We start from the raw sequence: 24670 nt of genomic DNA on the forward strand, positions 1-24670 counted from the left end.
GCTGCCATGACGCCCCATCAGGTCACACTGCCGAAATCCGCGCCGCTGCCCAGTCCGGTCGAGGCGCCCACCGCCACTCATCTGGTGCTGATCCCGAGCTACAACCCGGGGCCGAAGGTGTTCGAGACGGTGCGTGCCGCCCGCCACCAGTGGATGCCCGTTTGGGTAGTCGTCGATGGCAGCACGGACGGGACCACCGATGGCTTGCGCCGCATGACCGAGGAGGATCCCGGCCTGCGCGTGATCGTGCTGCCGAAGAACTCGGGCAAGGGGGCTGCGGTGTTGCACGGCATCGAGCTCGCCGCGAAGCAGGGTTTCACGCATGTGCTGACGATGGATTCGGACGGCCAGCATCCCGCGGAGCTGATTCCGGACTTCATGGCAGCGTCGGCCGCACAGCCGGACGCGATGGTGCTCGGCCTGCCCGTCTTCGATGCCAGCGCCCCGGCGCTGCGCGTGCGCGGGCGCAAGCTTTCGAACTGGTGGGCGAACCTCGAGACGTTGTGGATGGGAATCGGTGATTCGCTGTTCGGCTTTCGCGTGTACCCGATTGCCCCGCTCGCCAAGGTCATGCACGGCCAGCGCTGGATGCGCCGCTTCGATTTCGACCCCGAGGCCGTGGTGCGCATGGCGTGGCTGGGGGTGCGGCCGGTGAACCTGCCGGCGCCGGTCAAATACTTCCGCCCCGACGAAGGCGGCGTGTCGCATTTCAACTACGCGCGCGACAACCTGCTGCTGACGTGGATGCACACGCGACTGTTCTGCGGCTTCCTCGTGCGCCTTCCGGTTCTGCTCGCGCGGCGCTTCAGATCATCCCGCCGTTGATCGAGATCACTTGGCCGGTGATGTAGGCGGCCTGGGGCGAGGCAAGGAAACCGACCAGGTCGGCGACCTCTTCCGGCTTGCCGGCACGCTTCATCGGCACAATGCGCGCGATCGCATCCGCGTCGAAGGCGTCTTCGCTCATCGTCGTGTCGATGATGCCGGGAGCGACGACGTTCACCGTGACCCCTCGGCTTGCGAGTTCCTGCGCCAGCGACTTGCTGGCCGAATGCAGGGCGCCCTTGGCGGCCGCGTAGTTTGCCTGGCCGCGGTTGCCGGTGATCGCCGCCACCGAAGAGATCGTGATGATGCGCCCCCAGCGCGTGCGGATCATCGGCATCGTCAGCGGCTGCGTGACGTTGAAGAAGCCGTTCAGCGACACGTCGATGACGCGCTGCCACTGGTCTGCGCGCATGCCGGGGAAGACGGCGTCGTCGTGGATGCCGGCGTTGTTGACGAGGATCTGCAGCGGGCCGTCAGCACCAATCGTGTCGAGTGCGGCCGTCGTGGCTGCGGCGTCGGTGACGTCGAACGCGACCGCCTCGGCGCTGCCGCCCGCGCTGCGGATTTCGTCGGCGAGGGCCTCGGCCTTGTCGGCATTGCGGTTCGCATGGATGAAGACGTGGTGGCCGTCGCTGGCGAGGCGGCGGCAGATCGCCGCGCCGATGCCGCCGCTTCCGCCGGTGACGAGTGCGCGCTTCAAGATGGGCTCCCGCTGGGGCCGGCGCCCAGGGCGCCCGCGTCGAGGATCACCGCGGCACGGCCGGATACCAGCACGCGGCCGTCCGCGGCGACGGTGAAGGAATAAAGAATCTGGTTGTCATTGCCGGTGATGCGTTCAGCGCCAATGTCGAGGTCTGCAGCGAGCGTATCGAGTCGTTCGACCGCGATCTCCACGCTGCGCACGCTCGCGAGGTAACCCGGGCGCGGGGCGTCCCCGGCACTGGCGAGCAGGGCGCCATGCACCGCCATCGCCTGTGCGGCATACTCGATGGCGCTCGTGGCGGGCAAGCCGTCGGCATCGCGCAGCGGGTTGTCGGCATCGCGGTGACTGGTCGCCCGGCAACGGATCGCGTCGGCATCCCATGTTTCGACGCCGGCGAGCAGGCACATCCTGCCGTGGTGAGGAATGCGTGCGGCGATGCCGTCGTGGTCGAGCGTCGTTGGCCGCGTCATGCCCCGTAGTCCACTGCGAGGCGGGCGTGGTCGAGGTAGTCGAGCACGACACGACCGCTGCGGCGTGCCGCGATCGCCGCGAGCAGGGGCAGGCTGCGCGCGGCGGGAATCGAGCACCGCAAGGTGTCCAGGGCAGGGTCGGCGAGCGTGTCGGCCGCGTCGTCGGTGAGGTTGACGGCGAGGCGTCCGCAGCTGTGCGCGTCCCGCTCGGGCGTCAGCAGCAGGGCGACGCCGAAAGCATCGGGGATGGGGCGGGCTGCCCGCAGCGGCTCCGGGTAGTCGGCGTCGTAGGCAAGCAGCAGACAGGGCTGGCCGTCGAAGCGGATCTGGGCGAGCGCCTCCAGGAGGCCCGCGCCGAAGCTGCCGTCGAAGGCGCACAGTACGGCGGAGGGGGCGGTCGCGCCGGTGGCGATGCTCCAGTAGCCGGCGGCGGCGTTGTGCACCGAATTGTGAAAACGCGTCGGCGAGATCTGGCGGTCATCGGACGCGAGGGTTTCGCAGATCAGGTGACAATTGACCCCGTCGCCCCCGGAGGATGAGAAGACCGTCGCAAGCTCCGACGGATCCATGCCGGCCGCAGACGTCGCCTGCAGGCCGATACCGAGGGCGAGCTTCACGACCCGCACGGCACGCCGGCGTTCGGCCGGCGGCAGTTCCTCAGGAGCGTTGAGTACGGTTCGTTCGGAGCTCCATGCGGCGTCACCGGCGAGGATCGCGGCGCAGGCCGGCCAGTCGGTCATGCCCGGCCCGATCAGACCGATGCTGCGGATCCAGGCCGCAGGCGTGTTCGTCATGGTCGGCTTCATGCTGGGCTGCCAAGGATGAGGCTGCAGTTCGTGCCGCCGAATCCGAAGGAATTGCTGAGAACGTGGCGTACCGCTTGCCGACGCGTCGTGAGTACGTAATCGAGCCCCTCTTCGGGATCGGTGGTGCCGACGCCGGCCGGAATGAAGCCGTTACGGATCGCGAGCGCTGCGATTACCGCCTCGATGCCGCCGGCGGCGCCGAGGGTGTGACCCGTTGCGCCTTTGGTCGAGCTGCAGGGCGTCGCGTCGCCGAAAAGTCCCTTCACCGCATTGCCTTCGGCAGCGTCGTTGCTCGGTGTCGCGGTGCCGTGGAGGTTGATGTAGTCGATGTCGCGCGCGGCGAGGCCGGAGCGCGCCAGCGCGGCATCCATCGCCTGGCGCGCTCCGCGGCCCTCGGGGTGCGGCGAGGACATGTGGTAGGCGTCATTGGACTCCCCGTAGCCGAGCAGGAGGATCGCGTCACGCGGGATGGAGGCTGGCGCGGGTTCAACCATCGCGAAGGCAGCCCCTTCGCCGATCGAAATGCCGTCGCGGGCGCGGTCGAAGGGCCGGCAGGCCTGCGAAGACGTGAGCTCCAGCGAATTGAAACCATACAGCGTCGTAAGGCATAGCGAATCGACGCCACCGACGAGGGCCGCATCGATCAGCCCGCTTGCGATCATGCGCGCGGCGGAGGCAAACACCTTGGCGCTGGACGAGCAGGCGGACGAGACAACCGCCGCGGGCCCCTTCAGTCCGAACCAGTGCTGCACAAAGTCGGCGAGCGAGAAGGTATTGTGGGTGCCGGCGTAATTGAAGCCGGCCGGGAGAGCACCCGTGTCGGGTGCGCGGCGGCGGTAGGCGAGTTCGGTTTCGAGGATGCCCGAGGTGCTGGTGCCGAGGAACACGCCGATGCGATCGGCTCCGTAGCGGGACATCGCCTCGCGAACCGTATCGGCGAAGCCGTCCTGCAGCAGGCCGAGCTGCGCCAGCCGGTTGTTGCGGCAGTCGAAGCGAGCCAGCGATGCGGGCAGCCGTTGGTCGTCGATGCCTTCGACCTCGCCGATCCATGTCGGCAGCGAGACGGTCTCGAAATCGCAAGGCTTGAGCGTGGACCGCCCGGCGAGCATCGCTTCGCGCAGGGGCTCCAGTCCGCGCCCGAGGCAGGACGAGGCGGTGTAGGCGGAAATTAGCAGCGGATGCACGGTGCCTCGGCGGCTCGAAAAGAAGCCATTTTAACAAAAGGTCGGAGTGACTCGCGGACGGCTCGCTGCGGATCCGCTGTAGCCGCCCGCGGCGGTCGCTTCCGGAGCCCAGCGGGGCTCAGGGAATGGCCGAGGCGAGCGTGACCGGCTCGAGACCGTCGCGCGCAAATCGCTCGAGCAGGCGGGGCAGCACATCGAGGATCACCGGCGCGCCCGTGCCCGTCCGGGCGGCATTGCCGTCGTGCAAGAGCAGGATGTCGCCCGCGCCGAGGTTCTCCGACAGGCGCCGGCAGACGATCGCGGGATCGCCCGTCCGGGTGTCGTAGGCACGTCGCGTCCACGAGGCAAGTTGCAGGTCGAGGCGGGCGAGCACCGGTTCCAGGAATGGGTTGCGCAGCCCCGCCGGAGCACGGAAGAAGCGCGGCGTCCGGCCGCAGATGTCGGCGATGGTGTCCTGCGCAGCGCCGATCTCGCGCGCGAGCCAGCGCGGGCCGCGCAGCGAGAAGGTCTTGACGTGGTTTTCGCTGTGGTTCTCGACTGCGTGGCCGCGTGCGACGATCTCGCGGGCAAGTGCCGGATGTTCGCGCACGAGCCGGCCGATGACGAAGAAGTTCGCCCGGGCGCCTTGGGCGTCGAGCAGATCGAGCACGTATGGCGTGACCTGCGGGTCGGGGCCGTCGTCGATCGTGAGCGCGATCTCCCGCCGCGCGACCGCAGCGGCCGGCAGTCGCGTCCAATTCGTCCCGAGCAGGGAGCAGCGCGGCAGCAGCCCGGCCGCCGTGAGCGCCCCGTGGTTGGCTGCGACGGCGGCGGCGGCCCACGGCCAGGCGTCGGGGCGCAGTGCGATGCCCGCCGCGGCGGCGGCATGCAGTGCGGCCGAAAAGCCGATCAGCGTGCCGGGACGCCAGGGACGAGGCATGACGACGTGTGGGCGAAGGCGGCTGCGAAGATCAGGGCGAGGAGGGCGCCGGGGCCGACCGTTCCGCCGATCGCCTGCAGCACAGGCACCGAGGAAAAAGCGAGGACGCCGAAGCCGGCGACCGTCGTGAGGTTGGCAAACAGCATCGACGCGAGGGTCGCGGGCGGAGGGGCATCCTCGTCGCCCTTGCTGTCGAAGAACAGTGCGTAGTTGGAGCCCACGGCGACGATCAGCAGCAGGCCGACGAGGTGCAGGATCGTCAGCGCCACTCCGGCGAGCACGAGCCCGGCCACGACCGTCAGCACCGAGGCCGCCAGCGGCAGCAGGACGCGCAGGACGCGTCGCGGCGAACGCAGGGCGACTGCAAGCAGCGCGATGACCGCAGCGACTCCCGCGAGCGACAGCATGATCGCCTCGCGCAGGTAACCCGCGTAGAGTTGTCCGGATTCGCTCTTCATGTCGATGAACAGGGGGGCGGCATCTGCCGCGTCTTCGAGCGCGAGGCGCACGGCAGAGGGGTCGATCTCCCCCGCATGTGCCCCCGCGATGGGCGCGCGCAGCGGCAGCAGCGCGGTCCATTGCTCGCCCTGACGCAGGAGCAGCGAGTCGACGGCCATGGCGAAGCTCGTTCCATCGAGGTCTGCGCGCGTCAGAGGGGGGCGCTCACGCGCGGCGGAGATGTCTTCGACGAAGGGTTCGAGCCGGCTGGCTGGCAGGGGCAGTTCCGCGGTCGCGCTCGCGAGCCGTGCGCGCAAGTCCTGCGGGTCTGGCAGCGCGGAGCGGCGTTCGAGCTGTCGAGCCTGGGAAGGCAGATACAGCGACGGGCTTTCGAAACCGCCGATCTCCCCGCCATCGACGAGTGCCTGCAGCCGTGCGGATACCGCCTCCGCCTTCTGCAATGTGGTCTCGGCATCGTTTGCGCGGACGACGATCATGTAGCGCAGGTCCGGCGCGCCGAGATCGCTGCGCAGCGCGGCGTCTACGGCCTGGGCTTCCGCCGGCACCGGACTGAGGGCCGCGAGTTCGTGATTCCAGATCCGGTTGTGCTGGGCAAACACGAAGGCTCCGGCAAGCGCTGCCGATCCGGCAAGGACCCACCGTAGCCGGCCAACGGCACTGACACCGCGCTGCAGTCGCAGCCCGAACGAGGTTACGTCACGGATCGCGAATCCTGCGGGCAGCAGGTGAGGCAGAATGTACCGGGTCGTGAGCGCGGCGACGACCAGGCCCGCAATCGAATACAGGCCGAGTTGTGCCAGACCCGGAAAGCCGGAGAACATCAGCGCGCCGAAGCCGCAGATGGACGTCATCACGCCGAGGCGTATCGTCGGCCAGTAGGCGTTGCGCCCGGCTTTCGTCGCCGCCGAACCGGACTGGACGAAGAGGTAGATGGCGTAATCGACCGCCTCGCCAATCAGGGTGGTGCCGAAACCGAGGGTGACCCCGTGCATGACGCCGAAGCCGAGGCTTACCGCGACGATTCCGGCCAGAGCCCCGGATACCACCGGCAACAGTCCGAGCACGAGGGCCGTCGGCGACCGGTAGATGAAGAGCAGGAGCGTAACGATGATCGCGGTCGACACCAGCGCGAGACGCATCACCTCGCTCTCGATGGTGGATCGCGAATCGACCGCGAACACGGCAGCGCCGGAAACCAGCAGCTTCAGATCGGTCCCGGAAGCCAGTTTCGCTGCCTCGCTCGCAAAGGCGCTGCGGAGGGAATCGATCGCCGCCTGCTGGCCGTCGAGATCCGAGCCCGAGGCGCGGGTCTGCACGAGCAGCAGGGCGCGTCCGCCGTCCCGCGAAGCCCATACGCCCGCCTGCATCGCGGGGCGGGATCCGCCATCGAGCCGTTCGAGCAGTTGCATCAGCTCGCCGGTTGGGTCGCGCGGCAGCAGCGACTTCGTGAGCATGCCGAGCGGGGAGGCGAGCAGATCGACTGATTCCGCGATGGCCTGCTGCAGACCGGACGAGGTGAAGCGCTCCGCGGTCACGGCGGGGCTCAGTACATAACGGTGCGTGAACAGCAAGGCATGGTCGCTTTCGCGATGGACGGGCTCGCCGTTCGCGACCATGCGGAAGGCCGCATCCGCACGCAGCTTCGCGGCCAGCGCCCGCGAGACTTGCGCGCGCTGAGCGGCATCGCCGCCCTCGATGCCGGCCAGCAGCAGGCGGGATACCATGCCGTCGCGCAGCTGCTCGACCAGCACGCGTTGCTCTGCGGTCGGCGCTTCGGGCAGGAAGGCCGAGAGGTCGGCCGTGAAACGCGTCTGGCTGACGACGCCCGCACAGGCAGCGACGAAGGTCAGCCACAGCAGCAGGGCCGGCACGAAACGGCGTGTCACCGTGCCTGCCCCAGCGCCACGATTTCCATCACCGAGCGGTCGCCGTCCGCCTGGAGAATCTCGATTTCGCGCAGCAGCCCGCGTGAGCCGCTGATGTTGATGCGGGTCACGACCTCGGCCATGCGCGTGTCCCGCGGCAGCAGGGTCAGGGTCCAGCGTTCGGCATTGCCGGCGAGGTGCAGCGCGTAGGTGCGCTCAAGCGTATCGCGGTCCCCGGCCAGCGTCGCGCGGATGCTGTCGATGAAACCGGCGACTTCGCCGTAGTCGGACAGGCGCACGTTGAACTGCTTCTTGCCGCGCGTCACGCTCAGGTTGTTGCCTTCGAGAACCAGCGCTTCGGGACGCGGCTTGAGGGTGATCTTCTCCAGCCGGTCGGGTGCCTGGAAGCGCAATTCGCCGGACGATTCGACCGGCTGATCGAGCACGGCGAGATACTTCCGCTCCTGGAAGGTCGCCTGTCCGCTGCGATGTTTGCCCAGGGCCTGCATCAGCTGAGCAACCGTCCACGACTCGGCAGCACCGGCCTGCGGGCCATGCAGCAAGGAAGCCGCAGCAAGCAGGGCGGCGACAAGGAGGCGCATGGAAGCAGCTTTGAACACGGATACTCCAGGGGCGGTCAATGCGTCGCGCGGCGTCGCGCACTGCGCCAGAAATCGAAAAAATTGAACCAGTTGTACGGTGCCTGCCCGGCGTAGTGCGCAAGGCGTGACGCGTAGCGTTCGACTGCGGCATCGATCAGGCGTGCCCGGTTCTCGCGCGTCGCCGCCGAGAAATCGGCGAGCTGCTCGAAGTGCACGTCGTAGCGGTTGCCGCCGCGATACAAGCCCACCATCAGGATCACTGGGCGCTTGAGCATCGCCGCGATGCGCCATGGGCCAACAGGGAACTCCGCGGGCTCGCCGAAGAACTCGACAGATCGCGACGGATCGTCGCCCAGGCTGCGGTCCGCGAGCACGCCCACGAGCGAGCCGTCATCGAGACGCTCCTTCAGTTGCAGCATCGAATCGAGATGCCCAAGCGGAATGATGTCCGCGCGGGCAGCCGGATTGATCGCGGCCAAAGTGTCATTGATCTTGCGCGCGTTTTCCTCGTACATGACCATCGCCACCCGCATCCCGGGTTGCTGACGCGCGATCGCACGCATGACCTCGAAGCTGCCCACGTGCGCCCCCATCAGGAACACGCCCTGGCCGCCATCCACCGCAGCCCGCACGAGTTCACCCCCATGCACGCGGATGTCGAACAGGTCGAAACGGTCGTTCACCAGATAGATGCGGTCGTGAATCGTGCTCGCGAAGCTGAAGATGTGCCGGAAGCGCTCGATCGTGGTCGGGCATCGGCCCAGCGCATGTGCGAGCCATTCGCGCGAGGCCTTTCGGGCGGACGGCGTGAAAAGCAGGAAATAGGCCGAAATCAGCACTAGCACCGTGCGTCCCGCGCGGCGGCCAAGCCGCAGCGAGATCCACGTCATCAGCCGGAGCGTCGCGTAATTGCTCCGCTCCGGGCGGCTCGCCCATTCGGCGGTTCCACGCCGGGGCGTTGTGCTCGACGCGTCGCTCACGCCGGATCGAGCCGCAGGACGCCAGTCGCGACGCAGTCGTCGCCGGCAAGGATGTCGAAGCGCCAGTTCGTTCCGGATTCGGCAAGACGGATGCGCAGTTCGCTATTCGGGCCGACCGGGCGCAGGAATTTGGCCGATGCGATCCCACAGGGCGGCACCTGGCGCCCGAGGGCCTCCCCCAGCGCACGGGTCGCCAAGCCCAGCAGCAGCACGCCCGGCAGGATCGGCCGGCCGGGGAAGTGACCCGCGAACGACGGATGATCGGCGGGAATCCGCACGCTCGATTCGTGAATCATTCGCTGCCGCCCAGCGTGCGTCGCAGTTCCTCCAGTGCCGCACGTGGAAGCTTACCCGTCGCGTTGCGCGGCAGGGTGTCCGCGAAGATCAGCGGGCGCGGCAGGAATAGCGGATCGATTCGCTCGCGCAGTGCCTGCAGCAGCGTCGCGCGGTCGAGGCCCGGAGCCACGACGACGGCGGTCAGGCGCGTCACCCCGTCGGTCTGTTCCTCTTCGGACATGAAGAAACTGCCATCGACGACGCCCGGGATCGCATTCAGCTGGTGGTTCAGGTAACCGAGCGAACTGCGCTTGCCAGCGATGTTCACCAGATCGGCCGAGCGCCCGTGCAGCAGGAAGCGGTCGTCCGCGGTGGGCTCGATGATGTCGCTCAACACCGTCGGCGTCTCGACATGGCCTCCGTGCGCCCACACTTTCCCGTTTTCGACAGTGAGCGTGAGGCCGCGCATCAGCTGCCATTCCGCCGTTTCCGCCGTGCGCCGGGTGGCCGTCTGGCCGGTTTCGGTGCAGCCGTAGATCTCGATCAACGGGCATTGCAGTTGCGCCTCCAGCGCCACGGCGAGGTTGCCCGACAGCGGAGCGGTGGCGGACACCACGAGGTCGGCCGGCGGCACCTCCGTGCCTGCGCTCAGCAGCGTACGCAGATGGAACGGGGTGGAGACCAGGACGCGCGGACGGGGAACTGCGTCCAGCGCACCCGCGATGTCCGCCGGATAGAACGGCCGCCCGGACCAGATCGCACCGCCGGACAACAGCGCCAGCAACACGGTCGATTCGAAACCGTACATGTGCTGTGGGGGAACGGTGCCGATCAGTGTGAACGCCTTGCCGACCAACCCGAGCCTGTCCGCCTCCGCCGCGATGTTGCGCACCAGCGGCCCCCAGGTCTTCGGGTGCGGCATCGGCGTGCCGGTCGACCCGGACGTGAAGACATAGGCCACGATCTGGTCCACGTCGATCATCGGCACCGTACGACCTTCCGGCGGGGTGGTCGCCACCGGGGACTCGCTGAAGTGATGTTGCGGCAAGTCGATGTCGCACGCGGGGCTGTCGGTCAGACAGAACGCGTCGGGCGCGAACACCTGCAGCTGCCGGACGGTCTCGGGTGTATGCGTCGAGGGCAGCAGGCTGATCTTGCCGCACACCAGCGTTGCGGCTAGTCCGACGGTGAAGCGGTAGCGATCCGCGCACACGTTCAGAACGTGTCCGCCCGCGGGCAGCGAGGATGCGAGGCGCTGCACGTCGCCCAGGAAGCGTTCGACCGTCACGGGGCCGTCGTGTCGCCAAGCGACCACGGCGTCCGGTTGGGTGCGGGCGAGGAGCGCCAGTGTTGCGGGGCCGGGGTGCGTCATTGCTCGTTGACAGGATTTGCGGTGGGCGACGTGCGCCGAAATGCGCGGATGGCGTCCAGGATGCTGCTGCGATCTTCGGGGAGCAGCCTGAGGCGCACGAGATACTCGGCAAGGAACATCAATCCGACCAGCGGCATGGCGAGGAGATTGGCGAAGGCCGACCACGCCTCGAGGGAGCCGAACGCGAACAACAGGCAGGAAATCGCGGCGGTCGCAGCGAAGAAGATCGTCCATGCGACCGTCACCTGCCGTGTATAGCGGGCGAGCGCGGGGCTGACGGTGGCGTGCATCGTGCGTGCGATGCGCGTGCACATCGGTTCTCGCCCGGCCGCGAGCGTGCGTCCGAAACCAATGCCCAGCAGGACGTTCGTGCCGACGTGCTGGACGAAATAGAGCCAGCCGACGTTGCGCGCAAGCGTCGGCCACGCCAGCGCCAACGCGAGCGTCGCGGCCGCAAGCACGCCGAGCATCGCGGCGCGGCGCGACGATTGCCAGGCGAAGGCCGCGGCGATCGCCGCAAAGGGGGCGATCGCCAGGAGCGCCCCCCAGGACGACTCATCGACGAGCGCACTCGTGTAATGCGCTGCGACCGCCCAGGCGACTACGGCGACGCCGATCGCAAGTCCGCGCCCGACGCGGACGAGTGCGGGCTTCATTTCGTGCGGTTGGCCGCGACGTACTCGGTGAGGCTGCGCAGGGAGCGGAAGATCTTGACGTTGTCCTCGTTGTCGGCGCGCAACTGGAAGCCGTAACGCTTCGAGACGACGAGCGCGACCTCGAGGATGTCGATCGAATCGAGGCCCAGTCCTTCGCCGAACAGGGAATCGTCGGCCGGGATGGATTCGGGAGCCATGTCCAGGTTGAGGGCTTCGACGACGAGGCCTGCTACTTCGAGAAGTAGTGCATCGAGATCGGCGGAAGAGGGGGTGGCAGCTTGGGTCATGAATCGGCGGAAATGCATTGAATTCGCGGCGACGCGCTTTTCGCGGGGCGAAGCGCGCTGATCGCGAGACTGCCGAAGTGTCGCCCGGGAGAGGTCGACCGCGGTAGCGCCTCGCGATTGCAGTTTGTTTGTGAGAACCCTGCAGTTTATAGGATTGACTCATTCCGCGCAGCCGCTGGGGGACGCATCCTGCGCCGCTGAAGCACTGATCCGTTATCATTAAACGACGGCGTTGCGGCCGCGGATGCGGTTGCATCCGGTAACAGTACAGAAAACGGAGGGGGCACGGCACAGGTGAGCGCCCCCTCGACAGGATGGATCCCCACGGTGAGCAAGGCATTTACCAAGGAAGGCGACGGCCAGGACGATGACGACGACGTCCCTGCGGCGGTCCGCCTGCCCCCGGGCACAAAGAACTACATGACGCGGCGCGGCTACGATGCGCTGCGCGTCGAACTCGACCAGTTGGTGCGCATCGAGCGGCCCAAGCTCGTCGAAACGGTCGCGTGGGCCGCATCGAACGGCGACCGCTCCGAGAACGGCGACTACATCTACGGCAAGAAACGCCTGCGCGAAATCGACCGCCGCATCCGCTTCCTGATCAAGCGCATCGAATCGGCCGAAGTGGTCGACCCCGAGCACCAGCAGGGCATGGAGCAGGTCTTCTTCGGCGCGACCGTCACCGTGCTCGACGTCGAGGACGGCGAGGGGGAGCAGACTTGGCAGATCGTCGGCGTCGACGAGGCGAATGCCAGCGCCGGCCGCATCAGCTGGATCTCGCCGCTCGCCCGTGCCCTGATGAAGGCACGCGAAGGCGACGTCGTGCGCTTCCAGAGCCCGGCGGGGCCGCGCGAGATCGAGGTCGTCGAAATCCGCTACGAGTGATCGCTGCCGGCGGTGCTTGAAATTCCCGGAATGCGCCCCATATGCAGGCCCATTCCAGTGACAACGGAGTTTCAAACGATGACGACCGGCACAGGCGCCCAGACCCTCAACTTCCAGGCCGAGGTGAAGCAGCTCCTTCACCTGATGATCCACTCGTTGTACTCCAACCGCGAGATATTCCTGCGCGAGCTGGTTTCGAACGCGTCGGATGCCTGCGACAAACTGCGCTTCGAGGCCCTCGACAAGCCCGAGCTGTTCGAAGGCGAGGGCGAACTCGCGATCCGCATCTCCTTCGACAAGGATGCGAAGACCGTCACCGTCGCCGACAACGGCATCGGCATGAGCCGTGACGAAGCGATCGCGCACCTCGGCACCATTGCCAAGTCCGGCACCAAGGAATTCTTCTCCCAACTCACCGGCGACCAGAAGAAGGACGCCCACCTCATCGGTCAGTTCGGCGTCGGCTTCTACTCTGCCTTCATCGTCGCCGACAAGGTCACCGTCGTCACGCGCCGTGCAGGCCTCCCTGCCTCGCAGGGCGTGAAGTGGGAATGCTCGATGGTCGGCGACGCCGCCGGCGAATACACCGTCGAGGCGGTCGACAAGGTCGGGCGCGGCACCGAGATCACGCTGCACCTGCGCGACGACCAGGAAGACCTGCTGTCCGGCTGGAAGCTGCGCAGCCTGATCCGCAAGTACTCCGACCACATCGTCCAGCCCATCCTGATGAAGAAGGAGGAGTGGGACAAGGACAAGAACGAGCAGGTCACGACCGACGAGGACGAAACCGTCAACCAGGCCAACGCGCTGTGGACGCGCGCCAAGGGCGACATCAGCGACGACGAATACAAGGCCTTCTACAAGCACGTCGGCCACGACTACGACGAGCCGCTCGCGTGGAGCCACGCCCGCGTCGAGGGCCGCCACGAATACACCCAGCTGCTGTACGTCCCGGCGCACGCCCCGTTCGACATGTGGGACCGCAATGCCCGCCACGGCATCAAGCTGTACGTGAAGCGCGTCTTCATCATGGACGATGCCGAGAAGCTGATGCCGACCTACCTGCGCTTCGTGCGCGGGGTGGTCGATTCGGCCGACCTGCCGCTCAACGTCTCGCGCGAGATCCTGCAGGAAAGCAAGGACATCGACACCATCCGCGCCGGCTGCACGAAGAAGGTGCTCGGCCTGCTCGAAGACCTCGCGACCAGCGACGAGGCCTCCGATAAGGAGAAATACGCGACCTTCTGGAAGGAATTCGGTAAGGTGCTGAAGGAAGGCGTCGGCGAAGACTTCGCGAACAAGGACAAGATCGCGGGCCTGCTGCGCTTCGCGTCGACGAAGGAGGACACCCCGGACGAGACCGTCTCGCTCGCCGACTACATCGGCCGCATGAAGGAAGGTCAGGACAAGATCTACTTCGTCACCGCCGAATCGTTCAACGCCGCGAAGAACAGCCCGCACCTCGAGATCTTCCGCAAGAAGGGTATCGAAGTGCTGCTGCTCTCCGACCGCGTCGACGAATGGGTCATCGGCAACCTTACCGAATTCGACGGCAAGCCGCTTGTCTCCGTCGCCAAGGGCGGCCTGGATCTGGGCAAGCTCGAGGACGAGGCCGAGAAGAAGGAAGCCGAAAAGGCCGCTGACGAGTACAAGGAACTGCTGGAGAAGATGAAGGCAAGCCTCGGCGAGCGCGTCAAGGACGTGCGCGTCACACACCGCCTGACCGATTCGCCCGCCTGCCTCGTCGCCGACGAGCACGACATGGGGATGAACCTCGCGCGCATCCTGAAGGCCGCAGGACAGCAGGCGCCGGTGTCGAAGCCGATCCTCGAGATCAACCCGCAACACCCGGCGGTCATGCGCCTCAAGTACGAGGAGAAGCAGTTCGACGACTGGGCAGCGGTGCTCTTCGACCAGGCCCTGCTCGCCGAAGGCGGCACGCTCGACGATCCGGCAACTTTCGTGAAGCGCATCAACCAGCTGATGATGGCGATGAGCGACAACTGATCGGCCGCCCCAGTCGCTCAGACATCACCGAAACCGCCCGCCTTGCGGGCGGTTTTGCGTTCACGTCGCGTCCGAGTTCTGCCTCGTTGAGGAATGCGCTCCGGCTTCCGCTTGCGCGCGCTCCAAAGCAGGAACCGCGAGCGCGTCGTAGAGAGCACGAGGCGACACCGATTTCGAGAAGCCGTATGCGATCACGGATGCGGTCATCAGGGGAATCAGCATCTCGTGATTGGCGGTCATCTCCATCACGATCACGAAGGACGTGATCGGGGCCAGCGTCATGCCGGAGAGGAAGGCGACCATGCTCAGGATCATCAGGGCCGGCACGGCATTTCCGGGACTCAAGCCGGCGAGGGCCGAACCCAGACCCGCCCCTACCGCGAGAGCCGGCGCAAAAATCCCACCGGGAATGCGGCTTACGAAGGCGAGCCAGATTACCAGCATTTTTGCTGCGAAGAAGTAGAACGGTAGGGGGGTGATGCCTTCAAGCGCGGCCTTCGACTCGGCGTACCCGGTCGCGTAGGTGGCGCCTCCGGTCACGAGCCCGATGAGCGCTGTCGCCAAACCGCACGTGGCTGCGAAGGCGATCGGGCGCACCGTGGCGAAATCGCCGACGCGGCCGGGCAGGCCACGCGCAGAAGCAACGAGTAGCCGGCTAAAGGTTCCGCCCAGAACGCCGCCCGCCGCGCCGCAGATCAGCACGGGCCAGATTCCGCTTGGCCAGCTGAGAACTGCGGGAGTACTACCAAAATAAGTATAGTTTCCCAGGATGCCCAGCGACATCAGGCCAGCGAAGATGACCGCCGTCAGCGTCGTGCTGTTCGCGCGAAATGCGTGATGGCGGCACATCTCCTCGATCGCGAACATTATTCCACCAAGGGGAGTATTGAACGCCGCGGCGATGCCAGCGCCGCTGCCGGCGACGATCAGGTTACGGCTGGACGCGATGCGGCCGAAACGTCGTCCGGCCAGCGAATGCATCACCGATGCGCCAATCTGGACGGATGGCCCCTCGCGGCCGATGGACGCCCCCGCAAGCAGGCCGCCCAGCGTCAGAATCACTTTGGCCGCGGCGATCTTGAGCGACAGCAGGCGCCCTCTCACCTCGGGGTTTGGGCTGAGAGAAGCGGCGATTGTCTGTGGAATCCCGCTTCCCTGGGTTGCGGGAAAGAACCTGCGCGCCATCCAAGCCATGGCGGCAAATCCGGCAGGGGTGACAAGGAGCGACAGCCATGGGGCTGCCGCAATCATTCGGGCATGCACTTCGATTGCACGCTCTGCTCCGATTGCGACGACGATGGCGACCAGTCCAGCCAGCAGCGCTGCGGCCACCAGAAGCGCGCGTCTGCGCCAATGGCCAACCGAGACGAGGGGGTTGGTGTAGCGGCGGCCTGTACGTGCGATCTGACGAAACGTGAGAGAGGTGCGGCTTTTATCCGTCGGCGGGGTAGGGGGCGACACGGTGCTCCGTTGCGATCGAAGTCAGAAAAGTCGGGATCTGTTGGGCATGAGCGGCGTTTCCGCTACGATATCCGCAAAAAGGCAATATCCCGGCATGAACCGTTCAAGATTTATTGGCAGCAATATTTTCCGGGGTTTCCCGGCATCGGGCAAAGGGGAGCTTCGATCTTGAGTAAGTCGTCTGAACGCAAGCAGGAAGCGCAGGTGTCGCCGCTATCCGTCCTGCAACGATTCCGCGTGCTGATCCGCACGGCGCAGCGCCACTCGCAGTGGGTCGAGAAGCAGAGCGGCGTTACCGGCGCGCAGCTATGGGCGATGCAGGAACTGTTGGAAGAGCCCGGACTGCGCGTTGGCGAGCTCGCCAAGCGGATGGCCCTGCATCAGTCGACTGCCTCGAACATGATCGACAAGCTCGAGACCAACGGCCTGGTCTCCAAGGCACGCAACAGTGCCGACCAACGCGTCGTCCGGCTATCGCTGACACCGGCGGGGCGCGAACTGCTCGCGCGGGCGCCGTCGCCCGCCCGCGGAGTCCTGCCCGAGGCCCTGCGGCTACTGGATGCATCCTCCCAGGCACGGTTGCAGGAAGAACTGGACGGCCTGCTGCAACAGATCAAGGATCTCGACGTGGGCTTCGGCATGCAGCCCTTGCCCTTCTCCGAGTAAATCACGTCCTTGCCTGCGCCCGCAGTCCAGCCTCAAATCTTCTTTGATAGCTGCCGCATCGCCCGTTCCAGCCCTTCGAGCGTCATCGGATACATGCGCTGGGCCATGAGGCCGTTGATGATCTCGATCGACTGCCGATAAGGCCACAGCCGCTCCGGCTCCGGATTGAGCCACGCCGCTGCCGGCCACGCGTCGAGCAGGCGGCGTAGCCAGTCGGCACCCGGTTCACGGTTCATGTGCTCGATCGAGCCGTGCTGGTGCAGGATCTCGTACGGGCTCATCGTCGCGTCGCCGACGAAGATCAGCTTGTAGTCCGGGCCATACTTGTGGATCAGGTCATGGACCGGGATCCGCTCCGCGTGGCGGCGATGGCTGTCGCGCCACACCGACTCGTACACGCAATTGTGGAAGTAGAAGTGCTCGAGGTGCTTGAATTCCGCCCGGCAGGCGGAGAACAACTCCTCGCACGCCTTCACGTGGTCGTCCATCGACCCGCCGACATCCAGGAACAGCAGCACCTTGACCGCGTTGTGGCGTTCTGGCCGCATCATCAGGTCCAGCCAGCCGGCATTGCGCGCGGTCGCGGTGATCGTGCCGTCGAGATCCAGTTCGTCCGCAGCGCCCTCGCGCGCGAAGCGCCGCAGCCGTCGCAGCGCGACCTTGATGTTGCGCGTTCCGAGATCCAGTGAATCGTCCAGGTTGCGGTATTCGCGCTTCTCCCACACCTTGATCGCGGTGCGGTTACCCGCGGACTCGCCGCCGACCCGGATTCCCTCGGGGTGATAGCCGCTGTTGCCGAACGGCGACTTGCCGCCGGTGCCGATCCATTTCGAGCCGCCCTGATGGCGTCCCTTCTGCTCCTCGAGCCGCTTGCGGAACTCCTCCATCAGCTTGTCCCAGCCGAGCGTCTCGAGCTGCGCCTTTTCCTCGGGCGACAGGTGCTTCTTCATCATCGCCCGTAGCCAATCTTCCGGCAGCTCCTTCTCGAGGCCGGCGATTTCGGTCACCCCTTTGAAGTAAGCGGCGAATGCCTGGTCGAAGCGGTCGTAGCGCGACTCATCCTTGACCAGGCAGGTGCGGGCGTAGAAGTAAAAATCGTCGATTGCATGGCCGCACACGCCGTCGCGCAGACCTTCCAGCAGGGTGAGGAACTCCCGCGTCGACACGGGCAGCTTGCTCGCCTTGAGGTGCAGAAAAAAATCTATGAGCATAGTTCTTGCCCTTCATCAGGCCTTTCAGCCGTTGATCTCGAGCGCCCAGGAGAACGCCTGCAGGTGGTGCCGATTCGCATCGGCCGGTGCGATGCCGCAGCGGGCCGCGGCCTCTTGCACGCCTTCTTCGTCTCCGTTCTCGCATGCGATGGCAAGCCGGAGAAAACCCGCCAGCGGTCCCGTGCCGCGCACCACCGCTTGCTCGATGTCCGGCGTCACACCGAGCGAGCGCATCGCCTCGTGCAGTGGGACCTCCAAGATCACGTCGACCAGCGACAGCAGCCCGGTCAGGTAAAGGCTGTCCGCCTCGCGCGCCGAACGTCCTTCGCCGAGCAGTTCCATCAGGCGCGCGCGCACGAGCGCATTTTCCAGCGCCGCCGAGGATCGCGGTGAGCCCTTGTCCGCGCCGTACAGCAGGAGCAGCAGCCAGCGGTACAGCCGTTCGCGGCCGAGTTGGAGGAGAGCGGCCTCGATCGACGCGACCTCGCGTTGCAGTCCGACACCGGGCGAGTTGATATAGCGCATCAGCCGGAGCGACAAGGCCGGGTCCTGCTTCAGCAAGTCGACTAGTTCGCCGGTATCCGCGTCGCTGCGCAGACGTGCGATCAATGCCGACAGCCGTGCCGAGTTGGGACCGAGGCGCTTGCCGTTCCAGTCCTCGCGTCTCGTAATGAACGGCCCCTCGAACAGTGCGGCGCCAAGGGCGAGGCAGAGCTGGAAATCGTCTGCGCTTGGAAGGTCGCGTACGAGCAGCAGGCCATGTCCACCTGCGATCCGCAGCCGCGAGACGAGATCCCTGAGGTGAGCCGGGTCGGAAGTCGCCGCCTGCAGGGTGAAGAAATCGGTCTCGGGGAGCAGGGCGGCGCGGTCCCCGAGGAGGTCGTCGGCCGCGATCCCGATCCGGAAACCGGCCGAGCGCAGCCGTCGCACCGCTTCGAGCAGGGTGTCGTTGTCGGGGGTGCCTTCGGCCTCAATGCGGGTGAGGAGCAGCGCGGTGTGCGCAGCCGGAAGATCCAGCAGCGACGGATGGCCGATGAAGGAGTCCGGGATGTCCAGGAAGGCGGCACGATGGCCAAGCAGCGGGCCGATGTTCGCCCGGGCGATCTCCCGCACCAGGATTTCCGTGTAAACGTGGTGGATCCGACGCTCGCCGGTGCGGATGCGGTTGCGGGTGCTTTCGCGCAGCATGAAGTGGTGGCCGGCCACGCGTTGATCGCGTCCCACCACCAGTTCCCGACACAGGAAGCCCGTGTTCGCATCGTCCCCGGCGGGCATGGCAGACGGTGCGGCAGGCAGCTTGCAGCCGGGTGCGGGCGAGTCCTTCCGGTCGTCCGATGCATCGGACGCTCGCGACCCCAGAATGGAATCGCGCACGACGGAAATGAGTCGCTCGAACATGGCCGGGTGCCAGGCGGTCAGCGGTTGTTGCGCGCCATGAATACGAGCCGCTCGAACAAATGGAGGTCCTGCTCGTTCTTCAATAGCGCACCCGCAAGAGGCGGGACGACCGCCCGCTGATCCTGCGCGTGCAACGCCTCTGGCGGGATGTCCTCGGCCACCAGCAGCTTGAGCCAGTCGATCAGCTCGGAGGTCGAAGGTTTCTTCTTCAGGCCAGGAACATCGCGCAGCCCGAAGAACACCTCGAGGGCCTCGCGCAGGAGGTCCTTCTTGAGGTCCGGGAAATGCACGTCCACGATCCGCTGCATCGTGTCCCGATCGGGGAAGCGGATGTAGTGGAAGAAGCAGCGCCGCAGGAAGGCGTCGGGCAATTCCTTCTCGTTGTTGGACGTGATGAAGACGATGGGCCGGTTGCGCGCCTGAATGGTCTTGCGCGTTTCGTACACGTGGAATTCCATGCGATCGAGTTCGCGCAGCAGGTCGTTGGGAAATTCGATGTCCGCCTTGTCGATCTCGTCGATCAACACCACGCACGGATTTTCGGATTCGAACGCCTGCCACAGCACGCCCTTGACGATGTAGTTGGCGATGTCCTTGACCCGGTCGTCGCCCAGCTGCGAGTCGCGCAGGCGCGAAACCGCATCGTACTCGTACAGGCCCTGTTGGGCCTTGGTGGTGGATTTGATGTGCCACTGCAGTAGGGGGAGGCCCAGCGCCTCGGCCACCTGTTCGGCCAGCATGGTCTTGCCCGTGCCAGGTTCGCCCTTGATCAGCAACGGCCTCTGCAGCTTGATCGCTGCGTTCACCGCGAGCATCAGATCGGGGGTAGCAACGTAATCGCGTGATCCTTCGAAACGCATGGGGGGTCCTCTCGTTGGCGAACCCCGATTATATGGGCTCAACCAACCGAGGACACTATGCGCTCAATGCGTTGCTCGGTATCGGCCATTCGAGATGGAAGCTTGCTCCCCGGCCGGGTACGCTTTCGGCCCAGCATCGCCCCTGCATGCGCGCGACAGCCTTGCGTACGATCGCGAGCCCGATCCCCGTGCCGGGATATTCGTCATCCCGGTGCAGCCGATGAAAGATGTCAAAGATGCGCTCGTGGTAGCTCATATCGAAACCGATGCCGTTATCGCGCACTGAGACATGGCAGCACTCGACGTGCCGCTCGCATGCGATGACGACGTGGGGGCTAGCCACACCCGCCGAAAATTTCAGCGCATTCCCAAGCAGGTTGCGCAAGGCCTGCATCAGGCCACTGCGGTCTGCCACGACCGAGGCGCAGGAAGGCGCGAGCTCGACCGCGGCACCGGTTCGGAGAATCTCGTCATCGAAATCCGAGAGCAGTTGTGCGGTCAGATCGCGCACATATATCTCCTCGAAGGACGTCGGCCCGCGCTCGATGCGCGAATATTCGAGCAGATCGTCGATGAGGAGCCCCATGCGCTCGGTGCCTTCCAGAATCTTTTCCAAGCAGGAGTGCCCATCGTCCGAGAGTCTGCCGGCTTCACTGGAAGCAAGGAGACTGCCATAGCCGTTGATCGCGCGTAGCGGCGACTTGAGATCGTGTGCGACGGCGTATGTGAAGCATTCCAGTTCGCGGTTGGCTTCGCGCAGCGCCGCATTAGTGCGTGTCAGCTCGTCGCGTGATCCTTCCAAGTCACGGTACAGTCCGAGAGTCCGCATGGCGGAGCGCAACTTCGCCTCGAGGATCTCGAACTCCACGGGTTTCACGAGGTAATCGTCACCGCCGGCGTGGAGCCCTTCAACCAGATTGGCACAGCCACCCAGTGCGGTCATGTAGATCACCGGCACCCAGCGGGCACCGGACACCGATTTGATCCGTCGCGTCGTCTCGAACCCGTCGATGCCGGGGAGCATCACGTCCATCAGCACGAGGTCCGATGGCAGTGCCGCAAACAGGTCGAGTGCCACTTCGCCGGATTCCGCAAGCCGGACCTTCTGTCCGAGGCTCTGCAGCAGCATCACCATGCGTTCGCCCTGGAGAGGATCGTCCTCCACGAGCAGGATGGAAAGTTCGGGTAGCGCTTCCATGTTCGGCAGTGCTCCTCGGGAAAGCTCCGACCGAACGTCAACGGCCGGGCAGGGCATCAAAGGCGCTGGCGAGCGGGGGCTACGTCAGGGCAGTCTACACCGCATCAACCCGCGCGGCGAAGCACGCAGCTGACATAAGCCTCGCCGTCCGGCTGACGGTTGTTGCGCTGCGCATCGAACATCGTCTCCCCGAGACACTCGAGAACATCGTGCAGCGCAGCGTGCCGGTCGCCTCGGCGCGCCTGACAAGATTCGAACGCGGCGCGCAAGCCCGGGGGCTGATCGATCGACAGCTGCTCCTCGATCGCCAGATGCAGCGACAGATGCAGGAAAGGATTGAGTTGTCCGCCCTCGGGCGGAAATTCCTTCGTCACCGCTTCGGGATCCTCGAGCAGCGCGTGATATTCCGGATGGAGCAGGATGAGATCGTTGGCCATGTGCTCGATCGGTGTCAGAACCGCTTTCGCACGGTATTTCCGCCAGCTGTCGATGAAGAAGGTGCGAACCTGATCGCGGGATGGATTGAACATGTAGTCTCGGTCGGTAATGGGTTAGGCGGTCTTGTCGCGGTAATCGCACAAGTCGCGCACGAGGCACTCGCCGCATTTGGGTTTGCGCGCGGTGCATACGTAGCGGCCGTGCAGGATGAGCCAGTGGTGGGCGTCCCGCAGGTAGTCCTTGGGCACGCGTCGCATCAGCGCGTGCTCGACAGCGAGGACATCCTTGCCGGGCGCAAGCCCGGTGCGGTTCGCAAGGCGGAAGATGTGCGTATCGACGGCCATCACCGGCTCGCCGAACACCGTATTCAACACCACGTTGGCGGTCTTTCGTCCGACGCCGGGCAACGCCTCCAGCGCGGCACGGTCGTGCGGTACTTCGCCGCCGTGGCGTTCGAGCAGCAGGTGCGACAGCGCTACGACGTTCCTTGCCTTGTTGCGATACAGGCCGATGGTGCGGATATGCGCCACAACACCTTCCTCGCCCAGCGTGATGATCGCCTCCGGAGTGGGGGCCTCCGCGAACAGCCCTCGTGTCGCGAGGTTTACACTCTTGTCGGTCGCCTGGGCGGACAGGACTACCGCCACCAGCAGCTGGAAAGGGGATCCGTACTCGAGCTCGGTCGTGGGCCGCGGATTTGCGTCCGCAAGACGGCGAAAGAACTCGCGGACCGTTTCCCGCTTCATGCCCGCTGCCGGCCTCAGGCAGCCGATGCCGGCTGGTCGGCGGCCGGTGCGGCGGGCTCCTGCATGGCGGCCTTGCGTTTTGCGGCGCGTGTACGGATCACGTTCGACAGTGCAATCAGGCACGCGAGAGCGAAGAATGCTCCCGGGGGAAGAATGCCGATCAGGAAGCCGGGATAGTCGGGGCCAAACACCGAAATCGCCGAAAGCCCGGGGAAGATCATCTCGATGCCCGCGAACAGCGTGCCATTTCCTGCAAGTTCCCGCATTCCACCTAGTACCGCAAGAAGGCACACGAGGCCCAGTCCCATCATGACCCCGTCGACGGTCGACGAAACCGGATCGTTTTTCGCCGCATAGGCTTCGACGCGCGCGAGGACGATGCAGTTCGTGACGATCAGCGGAATGAATATGCCAAGTACGAGATAAAGATCGTGGAAATACGCATTGAAGGCCAGATCGACCACCGTGGTCAGCGCCGCGATGATCAGGATGAACACCGGGATGCGGATCTCGTAGGGGATGAAGTTCCGCAGCGACGCGACGGCGAGGTTAGACACCGCCATCACCATCACGGTAGCCAGCCCGAGACTCGCCGCATTTACCACGCTCGTGCTCACGGCGAGAATCGGGCACAGGCCGAGTAACTGCACCAGGCCGGTATTCTGGCGCCACAGACCGTTCCAGGCCGATTCGCGAAAGCTTTGCAGATTCATTCAGCGTTCTCCGTCAGAGTCGCTCGCCCGGCGGTGCGGCGAACAGCGCATCGCTTTGGCGGACCGCGTAGTCGACGGCCCGCGCCGTCGCGTTTGTCACCGCGCGGGCGCTGATCGTCGCGCCGCTACGGTAGGCGAAGTTTCCGCCGTCGCGCTTGACCTTCCATTTCTCCAGCCCGACGTCCGCGAACGACACGCCCGCGAACTGTCCGATCCAGGGTTGCGACTTGTTGCGATCCTTGCTTGGATCGATGTAATCCCCCAGCCCCGGGGTTTCCTTGTGCGCCGTGACGCGGACGCCGCTCACACGCCCGTCGGCACCGACTGCAACGACCAGCTGGATTCGGCCCGCGTAGCCGTCCGGCGCAACGACTTCCAGCACCAGTGCAACCGGTTGGCCGGCCAGGCGAGCGCGGTAAATACGTCCACCCTGGTCGAGACCCAGTTCCGGGGTCGGACCGAGCGCGACGGAATCGTCCAGCAGCGCATTGTCGTAGGCGGAAGGCGGCAATACCTCGCGGATGAGGCGCATCTTGCCTTCGAGCGCCGAGGCCTCGATGGCCGGACGAGTGAGCTGGAACGTCGCCGACATGAGGGCCGTGAAAACCACGGTGAACAGCACCATGATGCCGGCCGTGCGCACGGAAGTGCGCGCTGCAGTGTAACGCGCGCTCATCGTGCCTTGTCTCCCCTGTGCCCGAAGACCCGCGGTTGCGTATTCATGTCGATCAGCGGCACGCAAATGTTCAGCAGCAGCACCGCGAAGGCCACGCCTTCCGGGAAGGCGCCGAAGCTGCGGATGATGTAGGCGACCAGTGCAATACAGGCGGCGAATATCAGCTTGCCGCGAGGCGTGGTTGCGCCCGAGACCGGATCGGTGACGATGAAGAACGCCCCCAGCATCGCGCCGCCGCTCGCAAGGTGGAAGAGGGGGGACGCGTAATGCGCGGGATCGACCAGCCAGAATGCCGCCGAGATCGCTGCGAGGGCGCCGAGGAAAGCTGCAGGCATGTGCCACGTGATGATCCCGCGCGCCAGCAGGTACATGCCGCCGAGGGCATAAGCGGGCGCCAACCATTCCCACCCGCGGCCGCTCACGAGGCCGAAGTTCTCGCTCTGGCCCATGATGGACTCGACCGTCGCCCCCGCAGTCCGGAGTCCGGTCTTTATCGTGTCGAGTGCGGTCGCGCTCGCGATGGCATCGAGCTCGCGCGCGCCGCCCAGCACCAGCCCCAGCTGCGTGGCGAAATCCAGCTGGCCGGCGGCAGGCCATTGCGACATCAGCGCGGGGAAGGCGACAATCATTGCGCAATACGCGACCATCGCGGGGTTGAACGGGTTCTGTCCGAGCCCGCCATAAAGATGCTTGACCGCAACGATCGCGATGAGGACACCCAGCGCAGTCGCCCACCACGGCAGGATGGGCGGGAAGCACAGCGCCAGCAGCCATGCGGTGACCACGGCCGACAGGTCCGAGAGTGCCGGCGCGAGCGGTCGGCCACGCAGTTTGAGCACCAATGCCTCGCCGGCTAGCGCGGCGATCGTCGCGATGGTGAGGTTGACGAGGACGACCGCCGCAATCTGCGACGCATAAACGACGATGGCAGGGACCAACGCGATGAGAACCGCCAGCATCACCCCCTGGACACTGGCCGGTTTGCGGATATACGGAGAATTGATCAT

General features: G+C 65.8%; 26 protein-coding genes. 4 read left to right on the top strand and 22 right to left on the bottom strand.

The window, feature by feature from the left end; genetic code table 11:
• Positions 1-6 precede the first annotated feature (6 nt).
• Positions 7-825 (top strand): glycosyltransferase family 2 protein, encoded by an 819-nt coding sequence (locus ToN1_RS22955; protein WP_169205462.1) that lies wholly within the window; start codon positions 7-9, stop codon positions 823-825.
• Here ToN1_RS22955 and fabG read toward each other — a convergent pair.
• The 12 genes from fabG to ToN1_RS23015 all read right to left on the bottom strand — a co-directional run bounded on the left by fabG (position 806) and on the right by ToN1_RS23015 (position 11404).
• The gene (gene fabG / locus ToN1_RS22960; protein ID WP_169205463.1) at positions 806-1525 is read right to left on the bottom strand and encodes a 3-oxoacyl-ACP reductase FabG; all 720 of its coding nucleotides are present in this window, start codon (positions 1523-1525) and stop codon (positions 806-808) included. The two genes, ToN1_RS22955 and fabG, sit on opposite strands and share 20 nt — an antisense overlap.
• Positions 1522-1998, bottom strand: coding sequence for a hotdog family protein (locus ToN1_RS22965; RefSeq protein WP_169205464.1), 477 nt, complete (start codon positions 1996-1998; stop codon positions 1522-1524). The genes fabG and ToN1_RS22965 overlap by 4 nt, the downstream gene beginning before the upstream one ends.
• Entirely contained in the window at positions 1995-2804 is an 810-nt protein-coding gene (locus tag ToN1_RS22970) for a beta-ketoacyl synthase chain length factor (protein ID WP_244860866.1), read from the bottom strand. The genes ToN1_RS22965 and ToN1_RS22970 overlap by 4 nt, the downstream gene beginning before the upstream one ends.
• Entirely contained in the window at positions 2801-3988 is a 1188-nt protein-coding gene (locus ToN1_RS22975; RefSeq protein WP_169205465.1) for a beta-ketoacyl-[acyl-carrier-protein] synthase family protein, read from the bottom strand. Before ToN1_RS22975 ends, ToN1_RS22970 begins: the two co-directional genes overlap by 4 nt.
• Before the next feature lie 118 nt (positions 3989-4106).
• A complete protein-coding gene (locus ToN1_RS22980; protein WP_169205466.1) occupies positions 4107-4907 on the bottom strand; it encodes a polysaccharide deacetylase family protein in 801 nt (266 codons plus the stop codon).
• Complete coding sequence (locus ToN1_RS22985) at positions 4877-7252, bottom strand: MMPL family transporter (protein WP_169205467.1); 2376 nt, start codon at positions 7250-7252, stop codon at positions 4877-4879. The genes ToN1_RS22980 and ToN1_RS22985 overlap by 31 nt, the downstream gene beginning before the upstream one ends.
• A complete protein-coding gene (locus ToN1_RS22990) occupies positions 7249-7851 on the bottom strand; it encodes an outer membrane lipoprotein carrier protein LolA (protein ID WP_169205468.1) in 603 nt (200 codons plus the stop codon). Before ToN1_RS22990 ends, ToN1_RS22985 begins: the two co-directional genes overlap by 4 nt.
• Positions 7852-7868: 17 nt before the next feature.
• Positions 7869-8723 carry a lysophospholipid acyltransferase family protein gene (locus ToN1_RS22995; RefSeq protein ID WP_169205469.1) on the bottom strand — a complete coding sequence of 285 codons (855 nt, stop codon included), beginning with the start codon at positions 8721-8723 and terminating at the stop codon, positions 7869-7871.
• An 86-nt stretch (positions 8724-8809) separates the two neighbouring features.
• Positions 8810-9109 (bottom strand): 3-hydroxyacyl-ACP dehydratase FabZ family protein, encoded by a 300-nt coding sequence (locus ToN1_RS23000; protein ID WP_169205470.1) that lies wholly within the window; start codon positions 9107-9109, stop codon positions 8810-8812.
• A complete protein-coding gene (locus ToN1_RS23005) occupies positions 9106-10461 on the bottom strand; it encodes an AMP-binding protein (protein WP_169205471.1) in 1356 nt (451 codons plus the stop codon). Before ToN1_RS23005 ends, ToN1_RS23000 begins: the two co-directional genes overlap by 4 nt.
• Positions 10458-11117, bottom strand: coding sequence for a COG4648 family protein (locus ToN1_RS23010; RefSeq protein WP_169205472.1), 660 nt, complete (start codon positions 11115-11117; stop codon positions 10458-10460). The genes ToN1_RS23005 and ToN1_RS23010 overlap by 4 nt, the downstream gene beginning before the upstream one ends.
• Entirely contained in the window at positions 11114-11404 is a 291-nt protein-coding gene (locus ToN1_RS23015; RefSeq protein WP_169205473.1) for a phosphopantetheine-binding protein, read from the bottom strand. Before ToN1_RS23015 ends, ToN1_RS23010 begins: the two co-directional genes overlap by 4 nt.
• A gap of 327 nt (positions 11405-11731) precedes the next feature.
• Here ToN1_RS23015 and greB point away from each other — a divergent pair, with 327 nt between their 5' ends.
• Positions 11732-12289 (top strand): transcription elongation factor GreB, encoded by a 558-nt coding sequence (greB, locus tag ToN1_RS23020; RefSeq protein ID WP_169205474.1) that lies wholly within the window; start codon positions 11732-11734, stop codon positions 12287-12289.
• A 78-nt stretch (positions 12290-12367) separates the two neighbouring features.
• Complete coding sequence (gene htpG, locus ToN1_RS23025) at positions 12368-14296, top strand: molecular chaperone HtpG (protein WP_169205475.1); 1929 nt, start codon at positions 12368-12370, stop codon at positions 14294-14296.
• Between the two features lie 60 nt (positions 14297-14356).
• Here htpG and ToN1_RS23030 read toward each other — a convergent pair whose 3' ends face one another.
• Positions 14357-15628, bottom strand: coding sequence for a chloride channel protein (locus tag ToN1_RS23030; protein WP_244860867.1), 1272 nt, complete (start codon positions 15626-15628; stop codon positions 14357-14359).
• 297 nt (positions 15629-15925) lie between these two features.
• Here ToN1_RS23030 and ToN1_RS23035 point away from each other — a divergent pair, with 297 nt between their 5' ends.
• Positions 15926-16423: a MarR family winged helix-turn-helix transcriptional regulator gene (locus tag ToN1_RS23035; protein ID WP_169205477.1), complete on the top strand. Its 498-nt coding sequence runs from the start codon at positions 15926-15928 to the stop codon at positions 16421-16423.
• A 32-nt stretch (positions 16424-16455) separates the two neighbouring features.
• On the opposite strand, the gene ToN1_RS23040 is transcribed toward ToN1_RS23035, so the two are convergent.
• The 9 genes from ToN1_RS23040 to ToN1_RS23080 all read right to left on the bottom strand — a co-directional run bounded on the left by ToN1_RS23040 (position 16456) and on the right by ToN1_RS23080 (position 24670).
• Entirely contained in the window at positions 16456-17634 is a 1179-nt protein-coding gene (locus ToN1_RS23040) for a vWA domain-containing protein (protein ID WP_169205478.1), read from the bottom strand.
• Positions 17635-17658: 24 nt separating this feature from the next.
• Positions 17659-18822, bottom strand: a complete 1164-nt coding sequence (locus ToN1_RS23045; RefSeq protein WP_244860868.1) for an EAL and HDOD domain-containing protein — start codon at positions 18820-18822, stop codon at positions 17659-17661.
• Positions 18823-19049: 227 nt separating this feature from the next.
• Positions 19050-19892, bottom strand: a complete 843-nt coding sequence (locus ToN1_RS23050) for an AAA family ATPase (RefSeq protein ID WP_169205480.1) — start codon at positions 19890-19892, stop codon at positions 19050-19052.
• A gap of 55 nt (positions 19893-19947) precedes the next feature.
• Positions 19948-21090, bottom strand: a complete 1143-nt coding sequence (locus tag ToN1_RS23055) for a sensor histidine kinase (RefSeq protein ID WP_169205481.1) — start codon at positions 21088-21090, stop codon at positions 19948-19950.
• A gap of 104 nt (positions 21091-21194) precedes the next feature.
• Positions 21195-21620, bottom strand: coding sequence for a DUF1841 family protein (locus ToN1_RS23060; protein WP_169205482.1), 426 nt, complete (start codon positions 21618-21620; stop codon positions 21195-21197).
• A gap of 21 nt (positions 21621-21641) precedes the next feature.
• Positions 21642-22274 (bottom strand): endonuclease III, encoded by a 633-nt coding sequence (nth, locus tag ToN1_RS23065; RefSeq protein ID WP_169205483.1) that lies wholly within the window; start codon positions 22272-22274, stop codon positions 21642-21644.
• Positions 22275-22288: 14 nt separating this feature from the next.
• Positions 22289-22987 (bottom strand): electron transport complex subunit E, encoded by a 699-nt coding sequence (locus tag ToN1_RS23070; protein ID WP_169205484.1) that lies wholly within the window; start codon positions 22985-22987, stop codon positions 22289-22291.
• 13 nt (positions 22988-23000) lie between these two features.
• Positions 23001-23663, bottom strand: coding sequence for an RnfABCDGE type electron transport complex subunit G (locus ToN1_RS23075; protein WP_169205485.1), 663 nt, complete (start codon positions 23661-23663; stop codon positions 23001-23003).
• Positions 23660-24670 carry an RnfABCDGE type electron transport complex subunit D gene (locus ToN1_RS23080; protein WP_169205486.1) on the bottom strand — a complete coding sequence of 337 codons (1011 nt, stop codon included), beginning with the start codon at positions 24668-24670 and terminating at the stop codon, positions 23660-23662. The genes ToN1_RS23075 and ToN1_RS23080 overlap by 4 nt, the downstream gene beginning before the upstream one ends.

It is taken from the genome of Aromatoleum petrolei (assembly GCF_017894385.1).
GTDB classification, from domain to species: Bacteria; Pseudomonadota; Gammaproteobacteria; order Burkholderiales; family Rhodocyclaceae; genus Aromatoleum; species Aromatoleum petrolei.